The organism is Bifidobacterium apri (genome assembly GCF_009299485.1).
Classification (GTDB): domain Bacteria; phylum Actinomycetota; class Actinomycetes; order Actinomycetales; family Bifidobacteriaceae; genus Bifidobacterium; species Bifidobacterium apri.
The window spans coordinates 26,433-52,895 of record NZ_WBSO01000007.1 but is presented as its reverse complement, the minus strand read 5'-3'; the positions used below and the strand labels follow the sequence as shown (position 1 = coordinate 52,895).

Annotated in this window: 15 protein-coding genes and 1 tRNA gene; 8 read left to right on the top strand and 8 right to left on the bottom strand. The window is 55.7% G+C overall.

What is annotated here, in order from left to right; genetic code table 11:
* Positions 1 to 260: 260 nt before the first annotated feature.
* Positions 261 to 334, bottom strand: a tRNA-Pro gene (locus DSM100238_RS05825).
* A gap of 138 nt (positions 335 to 472) precedes the next feature.
* Between DSM100238_RS05825 and aroA the strand changes: the two genes are divergently transcribed.
* Complete coding sequence (gene aroA, locus DSM100238_RS05820) at positions 473 to 1,870, top strand: 3-phosphoshikimate 1-carboxyvinyltransferase (protein ID WP_152355744.1); 1,398 nt, start codon at positions 473 to 475, stop codon at positions 1,868 to 1,870.
* A 374-nt stretch (positions 1,871 to 2,244) separates the two neighbouring features.
* On the opposite strand, the gene DSM100238_RS05815 is transcribed toward aroA, so the two are convergent.
* The 3 genes from DSM100238_RS05815 to DSM100238_RS05805 all read right to left on the bottom strand — a co-directional run bounded on the left by DSM100238_RS05815 (position 2,245) and on the right by DSM100238_RS05805 (position 8,202).
* On the bottom strand, positions 2,245 to 3,474 hold the full coding sequence (locus DSM100238_RS05815; RefSeq protein WP_152355743.1) for an acetate/propionate family kinase: 1,230 nt from the start codon (positions 3,472 to 3,474) through the stop codon (positions 2,245 to 2,247).
* Positions 3,475 to 3,802: 328 nt separating this feature from the next.
* Complete coding sequence (gene pta, locus DSM100238_RS05810; RefSeq protein WP_152355742.1) at positions 3,803 to 5,488, bottom strand: phosphate acetyltransferase; 1,686 nt, start codon at positions 5,486 to 5,488, stop codon at positions 3,803 to 3,805.
* Between the two features lie 236 nt (positions 5,489 to 5,724).
* Positions 5,725 to 8,202 carry a phosphoketolase gene (locus DSM100238_RS05805; RefSeq protein ID WP_152355741.1) on the bottom strand — a complete coding sequence of 826 codons (2,478 nt, stop codon included), beginning with the start codon at positions 8,200 to 8,202 and terminating at the stop codon, positions 5,725 to 5,727.
* Between the two features lie 568 nt (positions 8,203 to 8,770).
* Here DSM100238_RS05805 and guaA point away from each other — a divergent pair.
* From guaA to DSM100238_RS05790, 3 genes are all read left to right on the top strand, one after another.
* Positions 8,771 to 10,333, top strand: coding sequence for a glutamine-hydrolyzing GMP synthase (guaA, locus tag DSM100238_RS05800; protein WP_152355740.1), 1,563 nt, complete (start codon positions 8,771 to 8,773; stop codon positions 10,331 to 10,333).
* A 324-nt stretch (positions 10,334 to 10,657) separates the two neighbouring features.
* A complete protein-coding gene (locus DSM100238_RS05795; protein WP_240812375.1) occupies positions 10,658 to 11,944 on the top strand; it encodes an amidase family protein in 1,287 nt (428 codons plus the stop codon).
* 318 nt (positions 11,945 to 12,262) lie between these two features.
* Positions 12,263 to 13,165: a tetratricopeptide repeat protein gene (locus tag DSM100238_RS05790; protein ID WP_152355739.1), complete on the top strand. Its 903-nt coding sequence runs from the start codon at positions 12,263 to 12,265 to the stop codon at positions 13,163 to 13,165.
* 629 nt (positions 13,166 to 13,794) lie between these two features.
* Here the strand turns inward: DSM100238_RS05790 and DSM100238_RS05785 are convergent.
* The 3 genes from DSM100238_RS05785 to DSM100238_RS09700 form a co-directional block, all read right to left on the bottom strand.
* Entirely contained in the window at positions 13,795 to 14,745 is a 951-nt protein-coding gene (locus tag DSM100238_RS05785; protein WP_152355738.1) for a BsuBI/PstI family type II restriction endonuclease, read from the bottom strand.
* Positions 14,727 to 16,130, bottom strand: coding sequence for a methyltransferase (locus DSM100238_RS05780; RefSeq protein WP_152355737.1), 1,404 nt, complete (start codon positions 16,128 to 16,130; stop codon positions 14,727 to 14,729). Before DSM100238_RS05780 ends, DSM100238_RS05785 begins: the two co-directional genes overlap by 19 nt.
* A 98-nt stretch (positions 16,131 to 16,228) precedes the next feature.
* Complete coding sequence (locus DSM100238_RS09700; RefSeq protein WP_412160368.1) at positions 16,229 to 16,333, bottom strand: helix-turn-helix domain-containing protein; 105 nt, start codon at positions 16,331 to 16,333, stop codon at positions 16,229 to 16,231.
* A gap of 177 nt (positions 16,334 to 16,510) precedes the next feature.
* Here DSM100238_RS09700 and DSM100238_RS05770 point away from each other — a divergent pair, with 177 nt between their 5' ends.
* From DSM100238_RS05770 to DSM100238_RS05755, 4 genes are all read left to right on the top strand, one after another.
* Positions 16,511 to 18,106: an ATP-dependent nuclease gene (locus tag DSM100238_RS05770; protein ID WP_152355735.1), complete on the top strand. Its 1,596-nt coding sequence runs from the start codon at positions 16,511 to 16,513 to the stop codon at positions 18,104 to 18,106.
* The gene (locus tag DSM100238_RS05765; protein WP_152355734.1) at positions 18,093 to 19,787 is read left to right on the top strand and encodes a UvrD-helicase domain-containing protein; all 1,695 of its coding nucleotides are present in this window, start codon (positions 18,093 to 18,095) and stop codon (positions 19,785 to 19,787) included. The genes DSM100238_RS05770 and DSM100238_RS05765 overlap by 14 nt, the downstream gene beginning before the upstream one ends.
* A gap of 870 nt (positions 19,788 to 20,657) precedes the next feature.
* A complete protein-coding gene (locus DSM100238_RS05760) occupies positions 20,658 to 22,628 on the top strand; it encodes an Eco57I restriction-modification methylase domain-containing protein (RefSeq protein ID WP_205730695.1) in 1,971 nt (656 codons plus the stop codon).
* Positions 22,629 to 22,630: 2 nt separating this feature from the next.
* Positions 22,631 to 26,068 carry a DEAD/DEAH box helicase family protein gene (locus DSM100238_RS05755; protein ID WP_152355733.1) on the top strand — a complete coding sequence of 1,146 codons (3,438 nt, stop codon included), beginning with the start codon at positions 22,631 to 22,633 and terminating at the stop codon, positions 26,066 to 26,068.
* Positions 26,069 to 26,207: 139 nt separating this feature from the next.
* Here DSM100238_RS05755 and DSM100238_RS05750 read toward each other — a convergent pair whose 3' ends face one another.
* A complete protein-coding gene (locus DSM100238_RS05750; protein ID WP_152355732.1) occupies positions 26,208 to 26,453 on the bottom strand; it encodes a hypothetical protein in 246 nt (81 codons plus the stop codon).
* Positions 26,454 to 26,463 lie beyond the last annotated feature (10 nt).

Sequence of the window (26,463 nt, the reverse complement as noted above, 5' to 3'; positions counted from 1 at the left end):
TAGATAGTTTGTGGGTTTACCCAAACTGGTTACGCCAGGAGCAGCGTTAGCGTATACAGTTGGTGAACCCACTCAAACTGGTGACGCTGGGAACGTTGTCAGCATAGACAGTTTGTGGGGGAGGACAGGCACAGCTTCATGCCCGCACTTGTGTTGGCAGGTGGTGCATTGTTGTGCGCGATTGACACACGTCTGTGGCATGCCCGGGGCCAGAAGAAAAAAGAAGCCGCGGAATCGTTGTGATTCTGCGGCTTTCAAGGTCGGGCTGACAGGATTCGAACCTGCGACATCCTGCTCCCAAAGCAGGCGCGCTACCAAACTGCGCTACAGCCCGTTGTGCTAAACGGCACAATCAATCATTATACCAAAAGCCGAGACGAACGCGACACGGCTGTGTTCCTCCCACATGTGTCCCTCCCACATTGTGCAATGGCGCACAGCCGTATGCATCATCTCGGATACTATGGTGTCCATGACCGAACACGCATATCCTGACCCTTGGTCCGCGCCGGCGGCGTCCCGACCCATTCATGCCACCGTGACGGTTCCAGGCAGCAAATCTCTGTCCAATCGTTTCCTCATCCTCGCCGCACTTGGTACAACCCCGGTCACGCTGCGCGGGTTGCTGCGCTCGCGCGATACCGAGCTGATGATGGACGCGTTGCGCACACTCGGAGTGCGCTGCGATGTGGAATCCGACGATGAGACGACGGTCACTGTCACACCACCGACGGATGGGCGTTTCCACGGTTCGGACACGGTGTATTGCGGGCTTGCCGGTACGGTGATGCGGTTCGTGCCGGGTCTTGTCCTGTTCGCCGACGGGCCGGTCCGCTTCGACGGGGATCGGCAGGCCTATCAGCGGCCGATGGGACCGATTCTTGACGGGCTTGGCCAGTTGGGCGCGACGATTGATTACGAAGGGGAGCCCGGGCACCTGCCGTTCACCATCACCCCGCCGCAACACCAGCGCACTGGGGAACAGCATCAGCGTGTCGCCATTGACTCGTCGTCATCATCACAGTTCATCTCCGGTTTGCTGCTCATCGGTTCACGGCTCGCCGGGGGGCTTGATCTCACCCACACGGGGGAGCATCTGCCCAGCATGCCGCATATCCGCATGACCATGCACGACGTTGAGGCAGCGGGCGGGCATATCAGTATGCCTCAGCCGGGGCATTGGCTGGTGGAACCGGCGTCGCTCACACTGCCGGCCGGTGTCACCGTCGAACCTGACCTGTCAAATGCCGCGCCCTTCTTAGGAGCGGCGATGATTGCCTCCGGAACTGTTTCGATTCCCAACTGGCCGTATGCGACCACCCAGCCCGGCGGACTGCTTCCGGGGATTTTGCAGCAGATGGGCGCAACCGTCACGCTTGACGGCATGGCGTTCGATGAGGCTTCACGGCTGGCTGATGCCGATCCACGCGGGTATGCCCATCGGTCGGGGACGCTGGCATTGACCGGAAACGGTGACATCACCGGGCTTGGGGATGTTGATTTGTCTGCTGCGGGGGAGATTGCGCCCAGTATCGCCGCGCTTGCCGCGCTTGCCGGTACGCCTTCCGCATTCCATGGCATTGCGCATTTGCGTGGCCATGAGACAAATCGTCTGGCCGCCTTGGTTACGGAGATCAGGCGGATCGGCGGCCAGGCCGAGGAATTGCCGGATGGGTTGGTCATCGGGGCAGTGCCGCGTACCTCTTTGCATGCGGCGGTTATGGAAACCTACGCTGATCATCGTATGGCGACATTCGCCGCCATGATTGGGCTTGCCATTCCGGGCATTGGAATCCGCAACATCGCGACCACACGCAAGACGATTCCGGATTTCCCCGGCATGTGGGCTGATATGCTGGCGCAACGCTGATTGCATCGTGGTGGCTGGGAGCTGCACATCCTGGGCACGCGGCGCCCAGGATGTGCAGTCATGCCGCATCGGTGGTCGCACCTTCTGTTTCTGCCGATGCTTGCGGTAATTTCAGCGTCGGTAAGAAGCAGAGTGTCGCTCAATACCGACGCTTGTCGCACTCTCAGCGTCGGCAGAAACAGGTCTTCAACCTAATACCCACGCTTACGGTACGCTGAGTGTCGGCAGAAACAGAGACAGGGCGGGACAGTGTGGTGCTGCGGAGGCGTAGAGCGACTACGGATGGATATGCGCGAGGGGCGGTGAGGATGTGTCGACATTCTCACCGCCCCTCGTTTCAGTCAGGCCAACAACCTACTTCAGCGGGTGAACCTTCAGCGGGTGAACTCGTTGCCGTAGGAATCCTTGCCTTCCGCGGCGATGGTCGCGGACTTGCGGGCGATGGCGAGCTCCTCGTTGGTCGGCACGACGGCGATGACCACGGAGCTGTCCGGCGTGGAGATGACACGCGGCTGCTTGGAGCGCGTGTTGTTCTTCTCCTCGTCGAGCTTGATGCCGAACGGCGCGAGGCGATCGCACACCATCTTGCGCACGATCTCATCGTTCTCACCGACACCGGCGGTGAAGGTGATCACGTCGACGCCACCCATCTGAGCGGTGAAATCGCCGATGTACTTGATGATGCGGTGCACGTACACGTCAAGGGCGAGCTTAGCGTCCTTATCGCCGGCGGCGACGAGCTTGTGGACTTCACGCATATCGGCGTGGCCGCACATGCCGGTCAGGCCGGAACGCTTGTTGAACAGGGTGTCCAGCTCGTCAACGCTCATGTGAGCGTTGCGAATCAGGTGGAAGACCGCAGCCGGATCGATATCGCCGGTGCGGCCGCCCATCATAAGACCTTCGAGCGGGGTCAGGCCCATGGAGGTGTCAATCGGCTTGCCGGAAATCTGTGCGGAAGCGGAAGCGCCGTTGCCGATGTGCAGGACGATCTGCTTGAGGCCTTCGGCGGGCTTGCCGATTACCTCAGGAACGACGGAGCCGACATACTCGTGGGAGGTGCCGTGGGCGCCGTAACGACGGATGTGGTACTGCTCGGCGATGTCCTTGTTCAGAGCGTAGGTGCTGGCTTCGGCCGGCAGCTGGAAGAAGAAGGAGGAATCGAACACGAAGACCTGCGGCACGTCAGGAAGCAGCTGGCGCATGACTTCTGCGCCCTTGGCTTCCGGACCGTTGTGCAGCGGGGCGAGCACGGCGAGATCCTTGACCTGGTTGATGGTCTTGTCGGTGACCAGCGCCGGCTTCGGGAAGATGTAGCCGCCCTGGACCACGCGGTGGCCGACAGCAACGATGCCAGCCTCGGAAAGCTTCGGGCCGTACTGCTCGAAGAAGCCGAGCACGCGCTTGAGACCCTGCTCATGGTCATGGATGGGCTCTTCGAGCTCATGCTTCTCACCGTTGTACTCATGCTTGTAATGGCCGTCGGTCGGCTCGCCGATCTTCTCGACGAGGCCGGAAGCGAGGCCTTCGCCGGTCTCGAGGTCGACCAGCTGGTACTTGATCGAGCTGGAACCCGAATTGATGACAAGGACGGTTTTCGCCATAGTGGGCATCCTCCATTGTTGTGTACGATCCGTGCGGTTCTGCACGGCTACCATGGTTGACTTTACTCGTGAGCGGCTACAAATCGGGGCGTACGTCATGCTGTCCGAGGTGGATTCTTGCCGAATCCACGGCGGATTCATGGCGTACGCCCCGATACACAATCACGTGCGCGTTCGAACGCCAGGTGAAATCAAGCGGCATCAGGTTGCGATTACCGCCAGGCTAGGCTGTCAGGTCAGTGCGACAGTGCAACACTTCAACGCGCCGGCCAAATCAGCGTTGTTCGGCGTTGTTCGGTTTCTTGACGTCGTTTGGCTTCGTTCAGCGTCAATCTTCGTTCGTCTGCAATGCCGTCAGCGCGATGGTGTTGATGATGTCCTGGACTGTTGCGCCGCGTGACAGATCGTTGACCGGACGGTTGAGACCTTGCAGCACCGGACCGATTGCCCGGGCGCCCGACGCGCGTTGAACGGCCTTGTATCCGATGTTGCCTGCGCTTAAGTCCGGGAAGACGAATACGTTGACATGCCCGGCGACCGGATTGCCTGGAGCCTTGGTCGCGGCGACCTCAGGTTCCCATGCGGCATCGAACTGGATGGGGCCGACCACAGGAAGATCAGGTTCCTGTTCGTGCACCAGCGCGGTAGCCTCCTCTACCAGATCGACATCAGGCCCTTTGCCTGAACCGAGCGTCGAATACGAGAGCATGCCCACCTTCGGCTCGATGCCAAGGCTTGTCGCCGTGCGAGCCGATTCGATGGCGATTTCAGCGAGTTGACGGGCATCAGGATTCGGGGTGATCGCCACATCTGCGAACACGGCGACATGCGTTTTGAAGCACATGAGGAACGCGCCTGATACGAGGGAATTGCCTGGCTTGTTCTTGATGACTTGCAACGCCGGCCGTACCGTGTTGGCCGTGGAATTGACAGATCCGGAGACCAATCCGTCGGCTTTGCCGAGTACGACGAGCATGGTGCCGAAATAGCTGGGATCCTTGAGCTGTTCGCGTGCCTTATCGGGGGTCATGCCCTTTTTGGCGCGCAGTTCGCACAGCTTGTCGACCATCGGATTGAGGACGCTTTCGTCATCCATGCTTTGGAATCGGGCCTTGGACAGATGCTTGAGTCCGAGTTCTTCACCATGCTTGAGGATGTCATCTCGTTCTCCGAGAATCAGCAGATCAACGACGTCACGTTCCAGCAGATAATCCGCGGCTTCGAGAATACGGCCTTCGCCGCCTTCCGGCAGGACGATGGTCGCTCCTGACTCTTTGGCGCCATGCAGAAGCTTGTTTTGGAACGCGTACGGGGTGGTGGCGGGGGAGAAGGGAGTATCGATCGCGGCGCGGACTTGGTCGGCTGGCGCGTTATCACGGAAGGTCTTGAGCGCTCGTTCGGCGGCATCCTCATGCTCCGGGTCCGGAAAATCGACCGCAGGAATCGTCCATACCGGGATATCGATTCCAGCCAGAGCCTGACGCGCGTCGGCGGCTTTCTCCGGTGTGCATCCGGTTACGAAGATTCCGACGACAGCCGAACCGCCGTGCTCGATCGCCTGACGACAGGATTCGACGGTCGCGAGCACTTCCTCGCCATTGCGCTGCATGGTGCAGACGGCCAGGAACACTGGGGATTTGAGATCTGCGGCGATGTCGACATCCAGTTCGAAGCTGTGCGGGTTGAATACGTGCGAGGCGTCTGTACCGACGATGACCATGGCTTCGGCGTCGCTGGCTTTCACAGTGTCGTAATAGGCGGAAACGATGTCGGGACGGACGCATTGCGGATGTTCGCGTGCGTACTTGGGGCATACCCCGCGGACATCCTCAAGACCTTGGCCGGCGTTCGACGCTTCGACGAGGGCCTGCGTGATTGGACTTTTACGGCATGCTATCGGGCGGAACACCCCTGTACGTGTCACGGCGGTGAGCGCGTCAAGCACTCCGTACGCCACGACGTTGCGGCCGTTGCCGCCTTCTGGACTTGCGATATAAATCACTCGTTCCGACATGTTGCTCCTTGCATCAGGCCATTGCGCTTCCGTGCGCAAGGCTTGGACGTCAACTATTCCGTTCTATTGTACGGTCGCCATGTGTCGTGGAACGCCGTTGTGTCGCCGGTATTGAGTGATGTTGATGGTCGTCGTCGAAGGATGATGGTTATACAACGGCAGGAGGGGCACCGGGATGGTTCCCGATGCCCCTCCTGAGCTTAAGGCGTATGCCTGTGCGTCTTGCGACGCGTCAATCACTCGTTGTCGCCAGCGGTTGCGGCGGTAGCGGTGACGGCGCCCTGCTTGGCGGTATCAACGCCCGGCCACACCCAGTCGGTGTAATCCGGATGATCGTAGCCCTTGTCGACCGCGAACTGGAAGGCTTCGTCGCGGAAGGCCTCCAGCTTGTCGATCTCAGCAGCGTACTTGTCAGCATCAACCATGCGCAGAGCCTCAGCAGTCAGCTCGTAACGGTCGATGTTGTTGACGCGCACCATGTCGTACGGCGTGGTGGTGGAGCCCTGCTCTTCGTAGCCGTGAACGTTGAAGTTGTCGTGGTTCGGGCGATCGTAGATCAGGCCGCGCACGTCGCGGGCATAGGAGTGGTAAGCGAACAGGACCGGCTTGTCGGTGGTGAACAGGTCAGCGAACTCCTCGTCGGTGAGCGCCTCGTTGTTCTCCTTGGCAGACTGGAGCTTGATCAGATCCACCACGTTGACGACCTTGAACTTGATGCCGAGCTTGTTGAGCTTGTCGGCAGCAGCCATGATCTCCTGGGTCGGAACGTCGCCGACGGAAGCGAGGACGATGTCGGCCTCGTCGTTGGACTTGACGTTGGAAGCCCACTTCCACTCGGCAGCACCCTTCTCGAGCTCTGCACGAGCCTCGTCGAGGGACAGCCAGGTGGCGGCCGGCTGCTTGCCGGCGATGATCGCGTTGATCATGTTGGTGGACTTGAAGCACTTCTCAGCGACGGCCAGCAGCATGTTGGAATCAACCGGGAAGTAGATGCCAATCACGTGGTCGTTGTTGAAGCACTTGTTCAGCAGCACGGAGGTCACACCCGGATCCTGATGCGAGAAGCCGTTGTGATCCTGACGCCACACATGAGAGGAGACCAGCAGGTTCATGGAGGAGATCGGCTTACGCCACGGAATCTCGCGAACCGTTGCCTCCAGCCACTTGGCGTGCTGGTTCAGCATGGAGTCGATCACGTGCACGAAGGACTCGTAGGAGCTCCAGATGCCGTGACGGCCGGTGAGCAGGTAGCCCTCGAGGAAGCCTTCCATCTGGTGCTCGGAAAGCTGCTCGGTGACCTGGCCGGTGACAGCCATGTGCTCATCAACCTGAGCGGACAGGTAGCCGGCATCCCACTGCTTGTTGGTCACTTCGTAAGCGGCAGCAAGACGGTTGGAAGCGGTCTCGTCCGGTCCGAAGATACGGAACGAATCCGGGTTGTTCTTGATGATGTCGCGGCAGTAGACACCGAGACGACGGGTGGCCTCGAGCTGGCCCCAGCCGTGACCGTACTCGGAGACTTCCTTGACCTCGTAGTCCTCGAGCTTCGGCAGGTTCAGCTCTTCGCGGATACGGCCGCCGTTGGCGTTCGGGTTCTGGCCGATGCGCAGCTCGCCCTTCGGCATGAAGGCGGTGACTTCCGGACGCACAGCGCCCTTGTCGTCGAACAGCTCTTCCGGCTTGTAGGACTCGAGCCAGTTCTTGAGCACCTGGAAGTGCTCTTCGGTATCGCGAGCGGAAGCCAGCGGCACCTGGTGAGCGCGCCAAGAGCCTTCGGTCTTCTTGCCGTCGATGAACTTCGGGCAGGTCCAGCCCTTCGGCGTGCGGAAGATGATCATCGGGTAGAACGGACGGGTCATGTCGTCGGTCTGAGCCGCGGCCTTGATGTCGCAGATCTCGTCGAAGACGGACTCGAACAGGTCGGCGAAGCGACGGTGGATGGACATGTGGTCCTCGTCGTCGAAGCCGGCGACGAACTCGTACGGCTCATAGCCCATGCCGTGGAAGAACTCGTGCAGCTCTTCATCGGAGATGCGGGACAGGATGGTCGGGTTGGCGATCTTGTAGCCGTTGAGGTGCAGGATCGGCAGCACGATACCGTCGGTGCGCGGGTTGATGAGCTTGTTGGACTGCCAGCCGGTAGCAAGCGGGCCGGTTTCAGCTTCGCCGTCGCCGACGATGGCCGGCACGAACAGGCTCGGGTTGTTCATCACAGCGCCGTAGGCGTGGGACAGAGCGTAACCCAGCTCGCCACCTTCGTGGATGGAGCCTGGGGTCTCCGGAGCGAAGTGGGACGGGATGCCGCCCGGGTAAGAGAACTGGCGGAAGAACTTCTGCAGGCCAGCCTCGTCCTTGGTGATGTTCGGGTAGTACTCGGTGTAGGTGCCGTCCAGGTAGGACTGAGCGGTGCCGGCCGGGCCGCCGTGGCCCGGGCCCATGATGATCACGGTGTTCTGCTGGTGATCAGCGATAAGACGGTTGATGTGGCCGATGAGGAAGTTCAGGCCCGGGGTGGTGCCCCAGTGACCGACGAGACGATGCTTCACGTCTTCGCGGGTGAACGGCTCCTTCATCAGAGGGTTGCTGCGAAGATAGATCTGGCCGATGGACAGGTAGTTGGCGGTGCGCCAGTACTTGTCAACACCTTCGAGGGCTTCCTCGGAAACCGGAGCGTCGAGCTTCTTCCAAGGGGTGCCAATAACAGGATTCGTCATGTGTACTCCTGTACTCCTGCACTGTTCGTGCGATTGGTTGTTTACATTCGGGCAAGAAGACCTCAGGCCTTGCAGTCTGCGGACTTCTCTCCCTGTCGCGTTTCATGGTACGTGGAGCACACGACTTTTGCACGTTTTTTTGCATGTGTGTTCGGAACTGTTGCCATTATTTTATGTATTGTGAGATTGAGGTGGTGAGTATGTGAAGGTGAACGATAGATGACATCATCTCAAAACCCGCGGAATATCAAGGAATGTAGCCAACGTCGAACATTCAGCACGTTCATTTCACTAGAAAACATGGCGGCGTGTTGACGTTCGGCGTGTTCTTTTCGTGTTCGCTTGTTGCGATGGGTTCGTTGTAGACAGTAACCGGGCGTTGCCGTGTAAGTGGATTGTCGCATGGCTGGCATGTACATTGCCGAATGACGCATGATGAGTGACAACCCGACGCGATGCCGCGAGTGATCATGTGTACAGCCGCGCCGCCCACGTCGTTGTCGCCTTGCCACGCAACAATATATATGTTGTTGTGATCAGTCGAAAATACAGATAGGGAGAGTCACCTATGGCGAAAGGTCCAGTGCTCGTCGTCGATTTCGGCGCCCAGTACGCCCAGCTCATCGCGCGTCGTGTGCGCGAAGCCAATGTGTATTCCGAGCTTGTGCCCCATTCCATGTCCGCCGATGAGATGCTTGCCAAGGATCCTAAGGCCATCATCCTTTCTGGCGGCCCGGCGTCCGTATTCGAGCCAGGAGCTCCGGGCATCGACAAGAAGGTGTTCGAAGCCGGTGTTCCGGTGCTCGGCATCTGCTACGGCTTCCAGGTTATGGCATATGAGCTTGGCGGCACGGTTGATAAGGCGGCGCTCGGCGAGTACGGCAAGACCGAGACCAGCATTGATGACGCTGAAGGCATTCTCGCCGGTTCCCCAGCCGAACAGACCACGTGGATGAGCCATGGCGTGGCTGTGGAGAAAGCGCCTGAAGGGTTCAAGGTGCTCGCCCACACCGAGGGCGCTCCAGTCGCCGCGATGGAGGATGACTCCCGCAAACTGTACGGCGTACAATGGCATCCTGAAGTCAAGCACACTCCGCGTGGCCAGGAGCTTATCGAGACCTTCCTGCACAAGTGCGCCGGTCTTGACAGCGATTGGGATGCATCGAACATCATTGAGGATCAGGTCAAGAAGATCCGCGAAGAGGTCGGCGACGCCCAGGTCATCTGCGGTCTGTCCGGCGGCGTGGATTCAGCCGTGGCGGCGGCGCTCGTGCACAAGGCGATCGGGGATCAGCTGACCTGCGTGTTCGTGGACCATGGTCTGCTGCGCAAGGGCGAAGCTGAGCAAGTCAAGCATGATTTCGTCAAGGCGACCGGCATCAAGCTTATTGCCGTTGATGCTTCCGAGGATTTCCTCACCGCGCTCAAGGGCGTGTCCGAACCGGAACGCAAGCGCAAGATCATCGGTGAGAAGTTCATCCGCACGTTCGAAAAGGCGCAGCGTCAGGTCATCGAGGAAGCCGGCAAGAACGGCGCTGAGGTGAAGTATCTCGTGCAGGGCACCCTGTATCCGGATGTCGTCGAGTCCGGCGGCGGTGATGGCGCGGCCAATATCAAGAGCCACCACAATGTCGGCGGTCTGCCCAAGGACATAAAGTTCAAGCTCATCGAACCGCTGCGCACCTTGTTCAAAGATGAGGTGCGTGCGATCGGCACCAAGCTTGGTCTGCCGGACGATATCGTTTGGCGTCAGCCGTTCCCCGGTCCGGGGCTTGGTATCCGCATCATCGGCGAAATCACCCGCGAACGGCTCGATTTGCTGCGTGAAGCTGACGCCATCGCCCGTGAGGAACTGTCGAAGGCCGGTCTTGATCGCGATATCTGGCAGTGCCCGGTCGTGCTTCTGGCTGATGTTCATTCCGTGGGCGTCCAGGGTGACGAGCGTACCTATGGCTCGCCGATTGTGCTGCGTCCGGTCAGCTCCGAGGACGCTATGACCGCCGACTGGTCTCGCGTCCCGTATGACGTGCTCGCCACCATCTCCACGCGCATCACCAACGAATGCCGTGGCATCAACCGCGTGGTGCTTGACGTGACCAGCAAGCCGCCGGCAACCATCGAATGGGAGTGATGCCGGAGCACGCCGAATTTGCGCATCGCCGAGAATCCATAGGAGTCTCCGGAGATCGCCGGGACAATTCGGTTATCCGATGAGAGGCTCGCAGTCGTTGCAATGACGGCTGCGAGCCTCTTGTCATATCTTGTCGTATCTGTCGTAACTGAAAGCAGCCGTGCGCTTGTGCCCGCCTACGTTCATCGCATGCTTTTCGTGGATTCCCGGCCGCCTGGCGTCGTCACACGCCCTTGACCAAGCGGACTTACGATGGGAACGACGCTGATCGGGCGCGTTCAGTGACCCGAATCATCAAACTGCATGATTGACGGGAGGAACGACATGACATACCGGACATCACATGGGGCATCGCATCGGCACGCAGTCGATGGCGCCGCCGCAGGCATGGCAACCGGGGTGCGGGCCATTGATCCGACCATCTGGCGCGTTGTCGGCACACCGCTCATTGCCGCTACCCGCTCCGGTCCGCTGTCTGGCATGGGCGTCGCAGTGAAGGATTTGTACGCGGTCGCCGGGCAACGCGTCGGGGCGGGCAATCCCGCCTATTTGGCTGAATCACCTGTCCAAGAGCATTCCGCTCCCGCGGTCCAACGTCTGCTTGACGCAGGAGCAGACGTGATCGGCATCGCACAGACGGACGAATTCGCATACTCCCTTGCCGGTGCCAACGCGCATTACGGTACGCCGCCGAACCCGAGAGCGCCGGGACGCGTACCGGGAGGATCGTCTTCCGGCCCGGCAAGCGCGGTCGGCTCAACACAGGCGGCCATCGGTTTGGGGACGGATACGGCGGGATCAATCCGCATTCCATCCGCATATCAAGGATTGTGGGGGTTACGCACCACGCACGGCAGAATCAGTCGTGATGGCGTGCATCCGCTGTCCGGATCATTCGACACGGTCGGCTGGATGACCCGAGACGCACAGACCATGGACGCCGTGACGCACGCGATGCTGCCTGACCGGGACACGGCGACATTGTCCGGCGAAGTGGCGGTCTGCGTGTTGCCCAGCCAGATGGTGGACGCGGATGTCGCTGAAGCGTTCGGGCGTTCTTGCGATCTGATGCGCAACGCGACGCTTGTGAGCGGACGCGCCCGCCCAGACACGTGGGATGAACTCGCATTGGACGCCGACATGTTTGACGGGTTTCTTGACATCTTCTCCGTGGTACGCGGCTATGAGGCGTGGCAAGCCAACGGCGGCTGGGTCAGCGGGCATTTCGACGCAATCGCCCCGGATATCGCCCAGCGTTTCCGCAACGATGCGCTGATCGACGAGACCGCATATCGCCAAGGATTGGAACGGTTGGAACAATCCCGCGCGATGATCAGATCACTGGTGGGCGACAGGGTGCTGCTCATGCCGACCGCCGCCACTGTCGCCCCGACCCTCACGGAACAAGATGACCCCGACACTGCGTCCCGCACACGCAAACAGACCATGCGACTGACGTCCCTTGCCGGCATCGGCGGCCTTCCCGCCTTGAACATGCCCATCGCAACCGCGCAAGGGCTGCCGTGCGGCGTGTGTCTGATTGGTCCTGCCGGGAGCGATAAGGCGTTGGTGGCATTCGGCAAGGAGCTTTACCGGCGGCTTTCGGCGTGAGCTTGCGCGATACCAATCGCGGCAGCGGGTCGGCGACTGGAATAGGGGACGGAGAGCGTCGTCCGTCTGTATAGCGATTGCGATTGGCATCCGCTTGCACGGCCACCGCGGGCAATCGCAGTTTGCCGCGGTGGCCGCCAATTCAGGCGTATCGCCTTGCAATCATATGGAAGTTGGAATCGTCACGCCGTTTCGCGTAGAGTAGGAGAAGGATTTCAGATGCCGCAAGAGACGCGGCAGCTGGCGGCGGAGGGCCGCGAGATATGCAGCATGAAGCAGTGTAATGCGTCATGATGCAGTCGGAAGAAAGGGAAGACCATGGACGATTTCGATGACGATGAGAACATGTCCTTCGAAGAGTCACTGAGCCACGACGAGATGGGGCCGGTGACCGTGGAGACGCTGCAGAATATCGAGCAGCAGATCAACGAGCAGGGTGGGGTGCCTGTGTGGGCGGTCGTCCAGAACCTGTTCGTGCCGACCGCACACCGCATTATGCAGGATGCCGGAAGCATGATCGGCGAACGGGCGGCGAGTTTCGTGCGTTCCACGTTGGAAGAAGTGATCCGTACTACACCTGATTCCGGCGATGACCTGCCTGACTTGTCGCTGAGCGTCACTGATGCCATGACCTTGCTTGGTTCGTATTATTACGATGGTGTGCTCGGCGAGCAGGATTACACCAAGGCGTTCGAATATTACAAGGCGGCTGCGGAACGTGGCGGTATCCGGGCGACGTTGAATCTGGGGTACTGCTACCAGTACGCCCACGGGACCATGCGTGATGACGGCAAAGCCTGCACCTGCTACAGCGTGGCATATCTCGCCGACCCCACGAATCCTGAAGCGCGCTACAAGATGGCCGACATGTTCTTCAATGGGTTTGGTGTGCCGCGCAACGAAACCGTGGCCGTACAGGCGTATCTCGAGATTCTTGACCAGGTCACTGATGATGACAATCAGGAGTGGTTCGCTGAGAATGAGGAGTCCTTGTACCGCCGGCTCGCGCTCGCCTATCGCGATGGCAGGGGAGTCAAGCGTAGCCCGCTCAAGGCGCTTGAGTATTACGAGAAGCTGGAGATCATCCACTATCGTGACTTGGCGCATGGGCGGCGTGACACACCGTATTACAGTACTGCACAACACTTGGACAGTGTGCAGAAGGAGATCGCCAAACTGCGGGCGGAGTTGGACTCCGATCCGACGGCGGCGTCGATGTAGGCTCGTAGTGGGGTTAGGCTGGCACTGGTCGGTGTATGTCGGCGCTGTTGTGGGAGATGAGTGCGAATCGGTCGCTTTGCGGGTAAAGTCCCACGTTTTGGTGGGGGATTATCTCGGATGGGGCTTTCAGCGCATAATCTCCCAACCTCGACTTTTCCCAAACCGCGTAATTCCAACATTCTCGTTGGGAGATTATCGCCAGATCACAAAATCCGCGAGTTCTCCCGGGAGCATATCGGCTGATTGACAGAATCGGGCTAAAGTTCCACCTTTCTCCTTCCATCGCGATGGCGATGTGACTGACTGATGGGCAGAATCGACTCAAACGCCCACCGTCCGAACACGCCCGGGCAGTTCGTGAGTAGCACCACAAGCAACGCTGCTGGGTATGCTGTTCCGTGTCATGCCGGGAACCGGCGTCAGGCACATCAGTTCTCTAGCGCATGCTTGAGACCATCCATGTCGGTGTAACCGGGCATAGACGGGTCATGGGAGACACGTTTCACTTCTCTTGTGCCGCTTGGAATAGTTCAGGGGGAGTATGCCTGAATGCTTGTGAAGCTAGAAAGGACGTCACTAGCCTAGGAGACAGGACTGACTTCCTTATCATGCGTTTTGTTTGACATCACTTACCCTTCCCCATACGGCCCCATGAACCTGGAGCCGTTGAAGTGCATCATGTGGTCTGGGGTGTCGGCACACCACGCTTCGGTTTCCCATGCGAGCTGTGCGAGGTACTTCTGCATGGTTCTCCGGTCGGGGAAGCAAGAGACGAGCACGACTTTGTCCCACTGATCCGCGAACAGACTGTGAAGTTCGGTTTTCCGGGTTACATCCACCGGCCCGTGTGTGCTTGCCGCTTCCATGAGGAACAACCAGCCGCGTCGACCATCCCATGCGATGACGTCCGGCGCTTTCTCTCGGGCGCGCATGCTGATGCCGAGCTTGTCGAGCAATGTGGGATTGATCGCCCCATGCTTGTGGTCGGTGTCGTCGATGTACGCGATCTGGCATCCGGGGGCGAATCGGGGGAGCATTTCCTCGATAATCGCTTTGATAAGAAGCGATTGCCCGCTGGGAGACAGGTCAAGTACCGTGCCGGAGGGCAGCAGTACCGGTGTTTTAGGCATGTGCTTACGTTCTTCGGTGAGAGACAGGTATGACGGGTGGGCTGATAGGAACAGGCGTAAGAGGCGTTGATAGCTCTTGTCGTCGTGACGGCGGAACATGCTCAGGGCTTCCGGCGTGATTCTGTAGTTCCATTTCGGCGAGTTGATGGGGCGGTCGGGTTTGTCAAAGTTCTCTTCGACGAACCCAGCGATTATGAACTGGTGGAGGGTGAACCGCCGAATGGTTTCGCGCGTGTTCGGCTTGTAGTCGACACCATAGTAGTCGCGGATCCAATCCATGATTGCCCGCGTGCCGAGCATCGGGTTGTTCGCTTGGCTCCAGGAATCGCCGGGTCTCAGCTGAAGCAGTGCCAAGAGCGTCATGGCACTGCGCTCGTTGAGCTGGTCGCGGCCGACTTGGAGGTCTTCGAGGGTGTGCAGAGCTTCACCGGTCAGCTTGCCGTCGTCCATGAAAACAATCCTTCCGCCGCATGGTCGATGCGTTCTTGGTCGAGGTCGTCCTCGATTGGCAGTTTCCCGGCAAGTTGCGCCAGTTGGCTCCTGCTTGGGCAGGGGAGTTGCCTTAGATCGGTCGCATTGACTTGGGTGCTGCCTGATATTTGACGATACCATTCGTCGACGATGCTGGTGGATAGCCATAAGGTCAGTCCCCGTGCGATGTCGTCAGGCAGGGGGATGGTTCGCCGCGATGTGCCCTGATGAATGTAGTTGAGCTTGTTGTCGGCGACGAATCCGGTGTTGGACTGCAAATAGCTTGCGTGGATTCGCCGGGCTTGCTCTTTGGACGAGAACCTGTTGACCAGGCAGTAGCTGCCCGTGGGCAGCAGCACGTTCCGAGCGTCGGCTTGCGCGGTGACCCACTGCTCACGTTTGCATTCAACCGGGTGGGGTGTCAGTAGTCCCGCTTGGTTGTCCGACCAGTACAACGGGTGTGATCCCGGCGTGTCTTGGGTGGAGAGGATGTCACGGTTGCGGAACCAGACGAGTTTGCCTGTAGACACCCATAATCCTTGTTCGCTCAACGTGTCGAAACCAGCCAGCCGCGGATTCTGCCGTTGCACTCTGATGATTCGGTCGTGACCAAGAATCAGCTGGTTGAATGGGACGCGTTCCGCCTGCTGCCGGTCCAACGGGAGCGATGGCGAGGCGGACGCGTATACGAGAACGTCGGGCCGTTGCGCCTGCTTCGTCAGTTTCAGCAGCATGATTTCCTGAAGGATGTCCATATCCTTGAAATGATCCTGCCGCGAACCGTACACGGCGATGGCGTCGATGCTGCATTCGTCGAGCAGCCACTTGCGGAAATCCTTGAAATACTCGCCGTTCATCCAGGAGCGCGGGATGATGGCGACGCATTCACCGCCGTCGGCCATGGCTTGGATTGCGTACACCATGAACGCGGTGTACTGGTTGGTCACCTTGACATCGCCCGCGCTTGTGGGAATGCGGATCGGGCTGATTTTCTTGTACGGGGGATTGAGAATGACACGATCGAACACCGGGTCGAGCAGGGTTTCGAATACCGATGCGTTAATGACCTTCGTGTTATGGCACACCTGAGACAGGGTGCGTTCAGAATCGGCGGCGAGATTCGCGTCCTGTTCGACGGCGACCACACTGCTGCCGTCTGCCGACCGCTCCGCGACCGCCGCGGCAAGAATGCCCGTCCCGGAGCCCAAATCTAGGATGCGGACCGGCTTGCGTGTTGGAGTGAACAAGCTGGCAGCCTGATCGGCGACCGGAGCGGGCGTCAGAAACTGCTCAAGGCGCTGCTGCGTCTCGGGTGACAGTGTTGCCGCTGCATGGTCGCGGATTTCGGCTGCTGATGTTCTCATACCGTCAACATTACCGCCAGGTGGGGGCGGGGTGGGATCAGGTTAGGAGAGAGTACGGCGTAGCAGCGCTGAGTCGCTTGGATGCATTGAATTCAATATCAAGCGTAGGATGCCTCGTCTTGTTCCAGAAGGTCCCATGGTGAGCAACCGAGCGCATCGCAGAGTTTACGAGCGGTGAGAAGCGTCATCTTGTTCGGATTCATCGTGCAATCCATACGTGCAATCAATTTGGTGATATTGTACGAGCGGAATAGTTGCGCGTTACTATACGTTGCCATCTTCTAGAGAATTCTACCGTATAATGTTCTTCTGGCTGCGCAAGGCTGAGGATATGTGGACACTAAGCACTAGGGATTCTCGGATCAGGAGAAGGACGGACTGTGAAGATATCTTCGATAACGATCAAGAACAACAGCAGACTGCCTGACTGCACGTTGGACGTTCGGAATAATTTGATACTTGTAGGCCCTAACGGAAGTGGAAAGAGTTCGTTGATAAGATGTCTCGACATGCTCCTAGGGAAAAGTAAGCAACAGTTGTATTACAGCATCAATGAATCTGACTTTCGAGATGCAGAACTTCCTCTTGTAGTAGAAGCAAAGCTTACGGATCTCAGCAGTGACGAGCTTTCCTTTTTCCCGGATGAGGTAGATGTCGAAGACAAGTCCATAACAGTGAGGTTGGAAGCGAGTCTTAACGACGATGAGCTTGATATCAGACGTTTCTGTCCATATGGGATTAGTGGTACGGCGTTAAGTTCAGCGCAGTCTAAAATTATCAGATGGAATGTGATTTCTTCTGACTTTTCTACGAGTTCACTCATTCATGGTAGAAGAAATATTGTGGATGATTATTTGCAAAAGATCGATACATCAGGCGATTATACGAAGATGGAAGAGGCTATTGATGCGTTGAGCAGTGTCATAAATGATTCAAAAGCCTTTACCGACGCTTTGAGCTCCTTGGCAGCGAAACTCGATTCAACGTTAGAGGGTGGAGTAACGAATGATAGTCTTCGATTCATCCCAGGGGCAGCAATCGATGGAAACCTACTAAGTGATGTAAGACTTGAGTTGAAGGATACATCTGGCGTTATGCGAGAAGTTACTGAGCAGTCAGATGGTACAAAGTCATTGATTTCATTTGCAATATTCGGGTTGGTGAACTCGAATGGGATAATTGCTATCGATGAGCCGGAGACGCATCTGCATCCGTCAGCTCAGCGAAATTTGATTAATGTATTGCAATCTTCGGGACGTCAGCTAGTAATCGCTACGCATTCTGGGGTCATTGCAAGTGAGTTCAACCCGGATAACATTGCAGTGATGCGGGGGCCTGCATCTCCGTGTCAGCCACGAAATGGGTTCCTCAGTGGACAAGATGACCAGAAAACCCTTGCACGTTGGTGGATAAGTAGCAGAATTGAGTTGCTGACAGCGAAGCATATTATTGCTGTTGAAGGGCAATCGGACAGAATGATCGTTGAGCGAGTGGCTGATTTACTTGGTTTGAACTTAAAGAGAGACGGTGTTGAGATTCTCGAGGCGGGCAGTTGCACCGAGATGCCATTTGTGTGGAATATCTTTGGTGCAGGCGGGTTTGGCAAACATGTCAGTATTCTTATTGATCAGGATGCTGAAGAAAAAACTGCTGAAAAACTAAATATAGCTATCGACAGTTTTGCTTCGAATCATATCTTTGTATCGAGAGCTGATCTCGAAGATGAGTATGTGAACGCCATCGGTGTTGACACACTCTGCGAAGCGTTAGAGGGGAAGGGATTATTTTCTTCAAGTACGCCCAGACGTTCAGATACTAAAAATGGCGTTGTAAACATTGACAATATCGAACTAGCGAAATTCTGCAGAGGGAAAAGAAATAAAATCTCCTGTGCTATGGTTGCATGCAGTATTATGGATAATGCCTCTGCGAAAAAAGTGTCCAGCGTGGTGGAGGTGCTTCATGATGCTTTCTAGCCCGGATGTCACTCCAGAACAACAAGAGATTTATGATTATCGGCCATTCAATATGGCAATCATCGCTCCGGCGGGATGCGGTAAGACTGAGGCACTTGCATATCGAGCTAAAGGCTTACTTGAACGATTTGATTTCTCCGGAAATGGTAGGAAACTTCTTATCATCTCATTTACAAATCAAGCACGAGATAATATTCGTGAGCGATTGGCAAAATACATTAGCGCGCAAGAATTGAGACGACATGTTACTGTATGCAATTTTCATGGCTTGGCAGCGCGAATTATCCAAGCACACGGAAACGTCATAGGTCTCGATGACACTTGGGAGATTGCAGATTACGATTGGGTGTCGAAAACTCTCGAGAAGCAAACACGTTACAGGGAGATAAGGGCGCAGGTGAGTGCTGCCCTTCGAAACGCAAAACTGAGTCACTTATCTGACTATGAGGTCATGGAAGAACTAAAGTCAAGGAGTGGACAAATCGGACAGTTCGCGGTAAGCATTGAGAACACACGTCTTAAACGAAAGATTATTACATACGATGATCAACTCAGAACCGCTTTGTGGATACTTCGCGATCAACGGGTTTCGCAGGTTTATCGGAATCACTTTTTCGCTGCACTCGTAGATGAGTTTCAGGATTTGACCTCTCAACAATTGCAGCTTGTCAAAGCGTTATGTGGAAATAGTGTTACGTATGCTGGAGATATTGCTCAGAGTATCTTCTCGTTTGCGGGCGCGGATCCAAATTACATATCCCAGGAGATCTCCAAGAGTTGCAGCAAACTGATCACTTTGAGCACATCGTATCGGTCCGCGCCGGCAGTGCTTGATGCGGTCAACTCGCTCTCTTGTCTAACGGGTGGCAAGCATTTATCCGCCGCGTTCCCTTCTCATTGGGGTAATGGTGGGTTATCGGGCTTCGCATCTTTTAAAGATGACAACCATGAGGCAAGTTGGGTGGTCGGTATGGCACAGCACATATTACGCCATTGTCCAAATCAACGAGTTGGGATTATTTCCAGAACGGCTTTCCGGTCTGGAGCCATAAAACGATTGCTTGCGTCAAAAGGAATTGATTATGCCGATTGGGGGAATGGGGCATTCAGTCCACGAGCGGCAAAAGTATTGCGAGACATCTGTAATGGAATAGAAGCAAAATCATTCAATGATACGCAGGACATTCATCGGTATATTCAGCAACAATTCGCTGCGCTTGAGATTCCAACTGAGGAGTTTGCGGACGCAGCTTCGTGGTTGAATGACCAGTATTCGCAATATCAAAATGGTTCTCTCAAAATCTCTGAAATTAAGAGCAACATCAAAGTCAGAAAGACTCGCGGTGCTTTGGCGACCGACAGCGGGATACATTGCCTCACAGGGCACGCGGGAAAGGGCCAACAGTTTGATTGGGTGTTCATCGTAGGATTTGAACAAGGGACAATGCCTTATTATAAAGCAGAGGATAAAAACGAGGAAGCCCGTATTCTCTCGGTGATGATTTCTCGTGCTAGAATCGGTTTTGTGGTTACATCAGCTTCGACAGTCGGCAAGCAAAGTGGAAAGAAACACTCGGAATTCTTATATTATCTTCAGAAGAATTCGAACTTTATTAACGGACATGCCGACATCGTAAAATGGTGTTCTGCCGCGGACTGGTCCGCCATTGCTCATATGTAACGAGAAAATAAATGATAGTGATTCATTAATGATTGTAAACGAACACTTTCGTTTTAGTCATATCTATATAGCGAGGAAACAATCACGCTTGTAGCGATGCGATTATTTATATCGGCTGTTTCATGAGGACGGTAAAGCTGGAACCATGGTACGTCGAGTGAGCTGTGTTCATCATTTCCAACGATGCTGGAAGCGTGAGCCCTCCTGCTCCCTGATGTTGTGTTTTCTTTTTTATTGCGTTGCCGGCATCATTGTGTTCGAGTAAGGTATACCTTCATTGTGTCAGAGTCCTGGTTGAATACCTTGATTCTGCTCTTGCTCGTCTGTCGCGCTCAGAGTATTTCAACTTGGCCTTCCCCTAGGTGATGATGGTCGTTGCCATCGGGGGACACGGTGGTCTCTCTTGACGGAACAAGATGATAGCGCTTTGCGTCGGCCTATCTGTATCATCTGACCAATGTTGTCTCTAGTGTTGGTGAATACCCGTTCTGGTTCTTGTTTCTCTCATGATGTGAAAGGAGCAACCCATTGGAGTCAGTCTCTGTCACTGTTTGCTTTATCTTTTCTCATGATTATTCTACGCGTATATGATTCCGTGGGGAATGCAGCAATGCATTGTTGCTAATAATAGTTGTATAAAAATGGAAATATGAAGTTATAAATGTGTGGATTTTATGGTATGAGTGACCTGAAAAAGTAACGATCCATCTCTCCGGTGATAATAAGTGGGTGGTTAAATTCGGATTGTCTAATGGTATTCGCACAAAAATGAATGGCACCGACCATGTTGTTCAAACAACGCATTTTGCCCAATACCCCTCCCGGAGTAATCTGGTGTGTTGATGCGAAGCCGGAGCCTGCGAGGAGGGGATGAACGTGTCTTGCGACATTCAGTCTGATTTGATGCGCGCCGACAAACGACGTGTGCTTGGGCTGTTGTTGCAGGACAAGACGTCGAAGAGGAACATCCTGTGGGGCACCGATATGTACGCGGAACGCGGCACGGCATATGCGCATGACAGCGAAATTACTTCGGGACTGATTACTGGTGTGCATGCCGGTCTTATTCGCAGTAGGGCGCAGAAGCATCAGGATCAGCAATCTGAGCGAACCAAAACGCATGCCGAGGTGTTCACGCCGATGTGGGTGTGCGCCATGATGATTGATGCGTTGGATGATGACTGGTTCGGCGCACAACATGTTTTCACTGATAAATCCGGTCATCGTACTCAGCGGGTCGCCTTCCCAGAGGGCAAGACCTGGCAAGACTATGTGCGTTCGACACGTCTGGAAATCACGTGTGGAGAGGCACCTTTCCTTGTCAATAGGTACGATGCGGCGACGGGGGAGCCTGTCCCGGTGGAGAAGCGTATCGGCATTCTTGACCGCAAATTGCGTGTGGTTGACGAGAACGCTGCGGATGAAGACGAGTGGATGCACTGGGTGATTGTTGCATTCCGTAGTACGTTTGGCTATGAATTCCAAGGTGACAATCTGCTGATTGCGCGACTCAATCTGCTCGCAACATTCGAAGAATACCTTGACCACAGGTGGCATAGAGAGGCGACCGATCGGGAGCTGCGGAAGATTGCGAACATCATTGTGTGGAACGTGTGGCAGATGGACGGACTGAGGTACCGTATCCCGTTTGACACAACTAGTGATGCCCCTATGGACCTTTTTGAGTCTGCTGGACTCGAAGATTCACAAGAGATCCCTGCGACCAAACGTATCTCAAGATGCCGTGTGTACGACTGGAGTTCGAATCGAAGCCAGGTATTGGTTTCGGAGAGAGGGAAGGCAACCATGAAATTCGATTACATCATCGGCAATCCGCCGTATCAGGAAGAGGTGGAAGGTGATAACAAAACCTATGCGAAGCCGATTTACGACCGGTTCCTAGACGCCTCTTACAAGTTGGGCAACGTCGTAGAGATGATTCACCCCGCGCGTTTTCTCTTCAATGCGGGTAGCACGCCGAAGGCATGGAACGAGAAGATGCTCAACGACGAGCATCTCAAAGTACTGTGGTATGAAGCTGACAGCAAAAAGGTGTTCTCAAATACCGAGATTAAGGGGGGAATAGCCGTAACTATTCATAATGCCAGAGCCAAGTTTGGGAGAATCAAACAATTTATTCCATATCCTGAATTGAAAACCGCTGTAGACAAGATTCAGGCTTCTCCAAGTTTTGTGGGATTGAACACCATTGCGGTATCTCGAACTGCTTACCGATTGACCGAAAAGCTGCATAGCGACTACCCCGATGTTGCCAAGCGACTTAGTGCTGGACATCGGTATGACATGTCTACGAACATCCTTGAACTGTTACCGGAAGTATTCCATGACTCCATCCCGGATGATGGAAAAGAATATATTCAGATTGTTGGACGTGCCGCGAACACGCGCGTGATCAAATACATCCGCCGCGAGTATGTCAACCACGTGGAAAACCTTGATGCGTGGAAACTTTTGATGCCAAAAGCTAGCGGTACTGGAGATTTCGGGGAAACTCTGGCGGATATTATCCTTGCTCAACCTGGCACTGGCTCCACAGAGACATTTATGAGCATGGGGAATTTTGCTGATGAAGCAGAAGCCGTGAACTGCCTGTCATATGTCAAGACGAGATTTGTTCGCGCTTTACTTGGCGTTCTGAAAACTACTCAGGATATAACCCCTGCAAAATGGAAGTACGTCCCTCTCCAAGACTTCACCGCTGCTTCCGACATCGACTGGACCCAATCCGTCGCGTACATCGACAAGCAGCTGTACAAGAAGTACAACCTGACCGGTGAGGAAATCGACTTCATCGAGAAGAACGTGAAGGAGATGAAGTAATCATGGGTAACACGCCGAACATCAACCCTTTCAAGCGTATCCGTCCGATGATCTACGCCTACCAGACGCCTACGGTTCCCGAGCACGATGGCTGGACGAAGATCGGATATACGGCCACGCAGTCTGTTGCTGATCGTATCAACCAGCAGAGCCATACAATCAATGTGCCGACTACCCTTCGCTGGTCCGAACCGGCCATGTACTTGGATGGTTCTTTTGAGACGTTCACCGATCATGATTTCCATCGCTATTTGATGAACCAGAAGCATGTGGAGCGTACGCCGGGTACAGAGTGGTTCCACATCGAGCCCGATCCCGCACATGGCGAGTTCATCCGGTTCGCTCACCGCGACTATGACATCAACTCGGGCACCACCTACACGCTGCGGGACGAGCAGGCTGCGGCAGTGGAGATGACCCAACGCTATTTCGCCAATGGCGGCAAAGAGTTCCTCTGGAACGCCAAGCCGCGTTTCGGCAAAACATTGACCGCCTACGATCTGGTGCATCGCATGGGATTCAAGAACGTGCTCATCGTCACCAACCGTCCCAGCATCTCCGACTCATGGCTGAACGACTTCCAGAAATTCATCGGCTGGCAATACCCCTACCTGTTCGTCACAGACAATAAGGGAGTACTGGACCAGCACGCCAAGCTTAGCGCGCATGCCAATGAAGGCATCATGACGCGCAAGGAATACCAGGAATTTCTCAATTCCCACAGCATCACCTCCGTCTCTGACCCCGATTACAAAGGCATGATCGCGTTCGAGTCCCTGCAAGGGTTGAAAACCTCGAAGTATTTCGGCGCGTATGACGGGGTGGACAAGCTCCGGTGGATCAGCGAACTGGACTTCGACCTGCTGATAGTCGACGAATCGCAGGAAGGCGTTGATACCTCCCTGACCGAAAAGGCATTCGACAGAATCAACCGCAAACACACGCTGTACTTGTCCGGCACACCATTCAAGGCACTCGCCCAAGGCCGGTTCTCGGACGACCAGATCTTCAACTGGACGTACGTTGACGAGCAGGAAGCGAAGCAGGCTTGCGCCGACGGTGAGAACTCGAATCCATACGAGGTGCTGCCTCGCATGGAGATGTACACCTATCGCATGTCCGACATGATCACCAGCAAGATTCGTGAAGGCGCCGACGTGGACGACGACGGGGAGAACGAGGAGTTCACGTTCGACCTCAACGAGTTCTTCGCAACCAAACGCGACGGCACCTTCGTGCACGAGGATGCCGTCAAGGATTTTCTCCACAACCTGACGACGCTGGAGAAATACCCGTTCTCCACTCCGGAACTCCGTGCCCAACTCTCGCATACGCTGTGGATCCTCAACCGCGTGGCAAGCTGCAAAGCGCTTGCCAAGCTCATCGAACAGGAGCCCGCTTTCGAAGGGTACAAGGTTGTGGTTGCCGCCGGTGACGGCAAGCAGCCGCTCACGGAGAACGGTGAGTCGCTCGTCAACCCCGACGATGCCGACAAGGTGGAAGCGACCGCACTCGAGCGGGTGAAAAATGCCATTGAGAACAATCCCCGCACCATCACGCTGAGTGTTGGACAGCTGACCGTGGGCGTGACCGTTCCCGAGTGGAGTGGCGTACTCATGCTGTGCAACTTGAACAGCGCTTCATCATACATGCAAGCGGCGTTCAGGGCACAGAACCCGTGCACCATCACTGCTGAGGTGGACGGCAAGCCACAGCCAATGCGCAAGGAGACCGCCTACGTCTTCGACTTCGACCCTGTGCGTACCCTGACCATCTTCGAAGAGTTCGCGGAGAACCTCTCGCACTCGACCACAGGCGCCCATGCCGCCTCATCCGGTTCCAGGGCTGAGCAAGTGAAACGGCTGCTGAACTTCTTCCCGGTGATTGGTGAAGACGACGAAGGTCGTATGGTCCAGCTCGACGCGGAAAAGGTCATGTCCATTCCGCGCAAAATCAAGAGCCAGGAAGTCGTCAAACGTCGCTTCCTATGCAACTTCCTGTTCCAGAACATCGCCGGCATTTTCGGAGCCCCCAAAGAAATCACGGATATTCTCAACAAGCTCGAACCAGCCAAGGAAGAGAAGCATTCCAAGAAGGACATGGAGGTTCGGCCGGCGGACTTCACCTTGGACAAGGACGGGAACCCGGTCATCGACGATGCCGATGTCAACAAAGACGTCAAAGACCTATTCAGCGATGAGAAAATCATGGTCATCGACACTGTGGATATCCCGCCCATCCCTACGATTGAGCAGAGCCAGGATCCCGACACCGGTTATCTGTCACACGTGGATATGACCACGGATACCAACCTCTTGGCGAAACAAGCCAAAGAGCAGTTCCGTGAGAAGGTTATCGCCCCGATTGTGCAGAAGCATAACCTCAACGCACGCGACAGCAAGAAACTCGCCGAAAATGTCAACCATGCCTTCGATGCAGTGGTTGAGCAACAACGCGATGCTTTCAACCAGAAGCAGGAGGAGCTCAGGCAGGCGTACACGGAGAATCTCGAGCAATCCGAAGACCCGGACGAGCGCATGCAGATGTTGAAGGATAATGCGGTCAAACTCGCCAAAGATGCTGAAACTATGATGAAAGACATAGTCAGCCAGATCAACGAGATTACAGACAAAGAAATCAAGAACGTCAGTAGGCAAGCACAGACGATAAAGGCTGAACATGAGAAGAAAAATGATGAAGACATCATGCGCGCTCATCTGCGCGGCTTCACTCGGACCATCCCGAGCTTTGTCATGGCGTACGGTGACCGTGATCTCAGGCTGAGCAATTTCGATGACTATACCGAAGACGACGTATTCCATGAAGTGACCGGCATTACTGAAGAGGAATTCCGTTTGCTGCGTGATGGTGGCGATTACCGGGATGAAGTTACCGGAGAGAAGAAGCACTACGACGGGCACGTTTTCGATGAAACCGTGTTCAACGACGCCATCCAGGAGTTCCTCAACAAGAAGGAACAGCTCGCCAACTACTTCGATGATTCCCAGACCGAAGACATCTTCGACTACATTCCGCCACAGAAGACTAACCAGATCTTCACGCCGCGGTGGGTGGTTGAAAAGATGGTCGACGAGCTGGAGCAAGAAAATCCCGGCTGCTTCGACAACCCCGACGCCACATTCGCCGACTTGTATATGAAATCGGGCATGTACATCGCCGAGATCGTAAAGCGTTTGTACCGCAGCGAGCGCATGAAGCAGCTGTTCCCGGACGGCGGCGAACGCATCAGACACATCTTCGAACATCAGGTGTATGGCATGGCGCCGACGCGCATCATCTATTTGATTGCAACCAATTACATCCTCGGGTTCAATGACCAGCTCAAGGCATCCACCACGCATTTTGTGCAGGCGGATGCCGCGGAAGCCTCGAAGAACGGGACGCTGCAGGAGCTCGTGGACGAGAAGTTCGGGCAGTGATGGTGTTTGCTGGCGTCTGGGGAGTAGAGGAGGAGGGATGTTTTCCTGCTAATCCTCAGGCGTCGAGAATGAGGGGATGAAACTGGGCGAAGTCGGTTGTGCTACGGCAGGTTGCTTGCTGTCGTAGCACAACCTTCAATCAGCACTGATTAATCAACCTCATCACCTGAGGAATATCTTCTGCGCTTCGCAGATCCACCCGTGTCAGGCATCCCGCCTCGAATCCGTGCGGTCGCTTGTCCTGCGCGTAGCCGTTCGGATCGTCAAGGTCGTCCATAGTTGCGTTGAGGCCAATGCCGAGGCTAGTGGAGCTGGGAAGTGCCTTGATGACAATGTGCAGTGCCTTCCCGCTATCGGTGTAATAGCCCACGTAGTTCTTTTTCACGCCGAGCGTC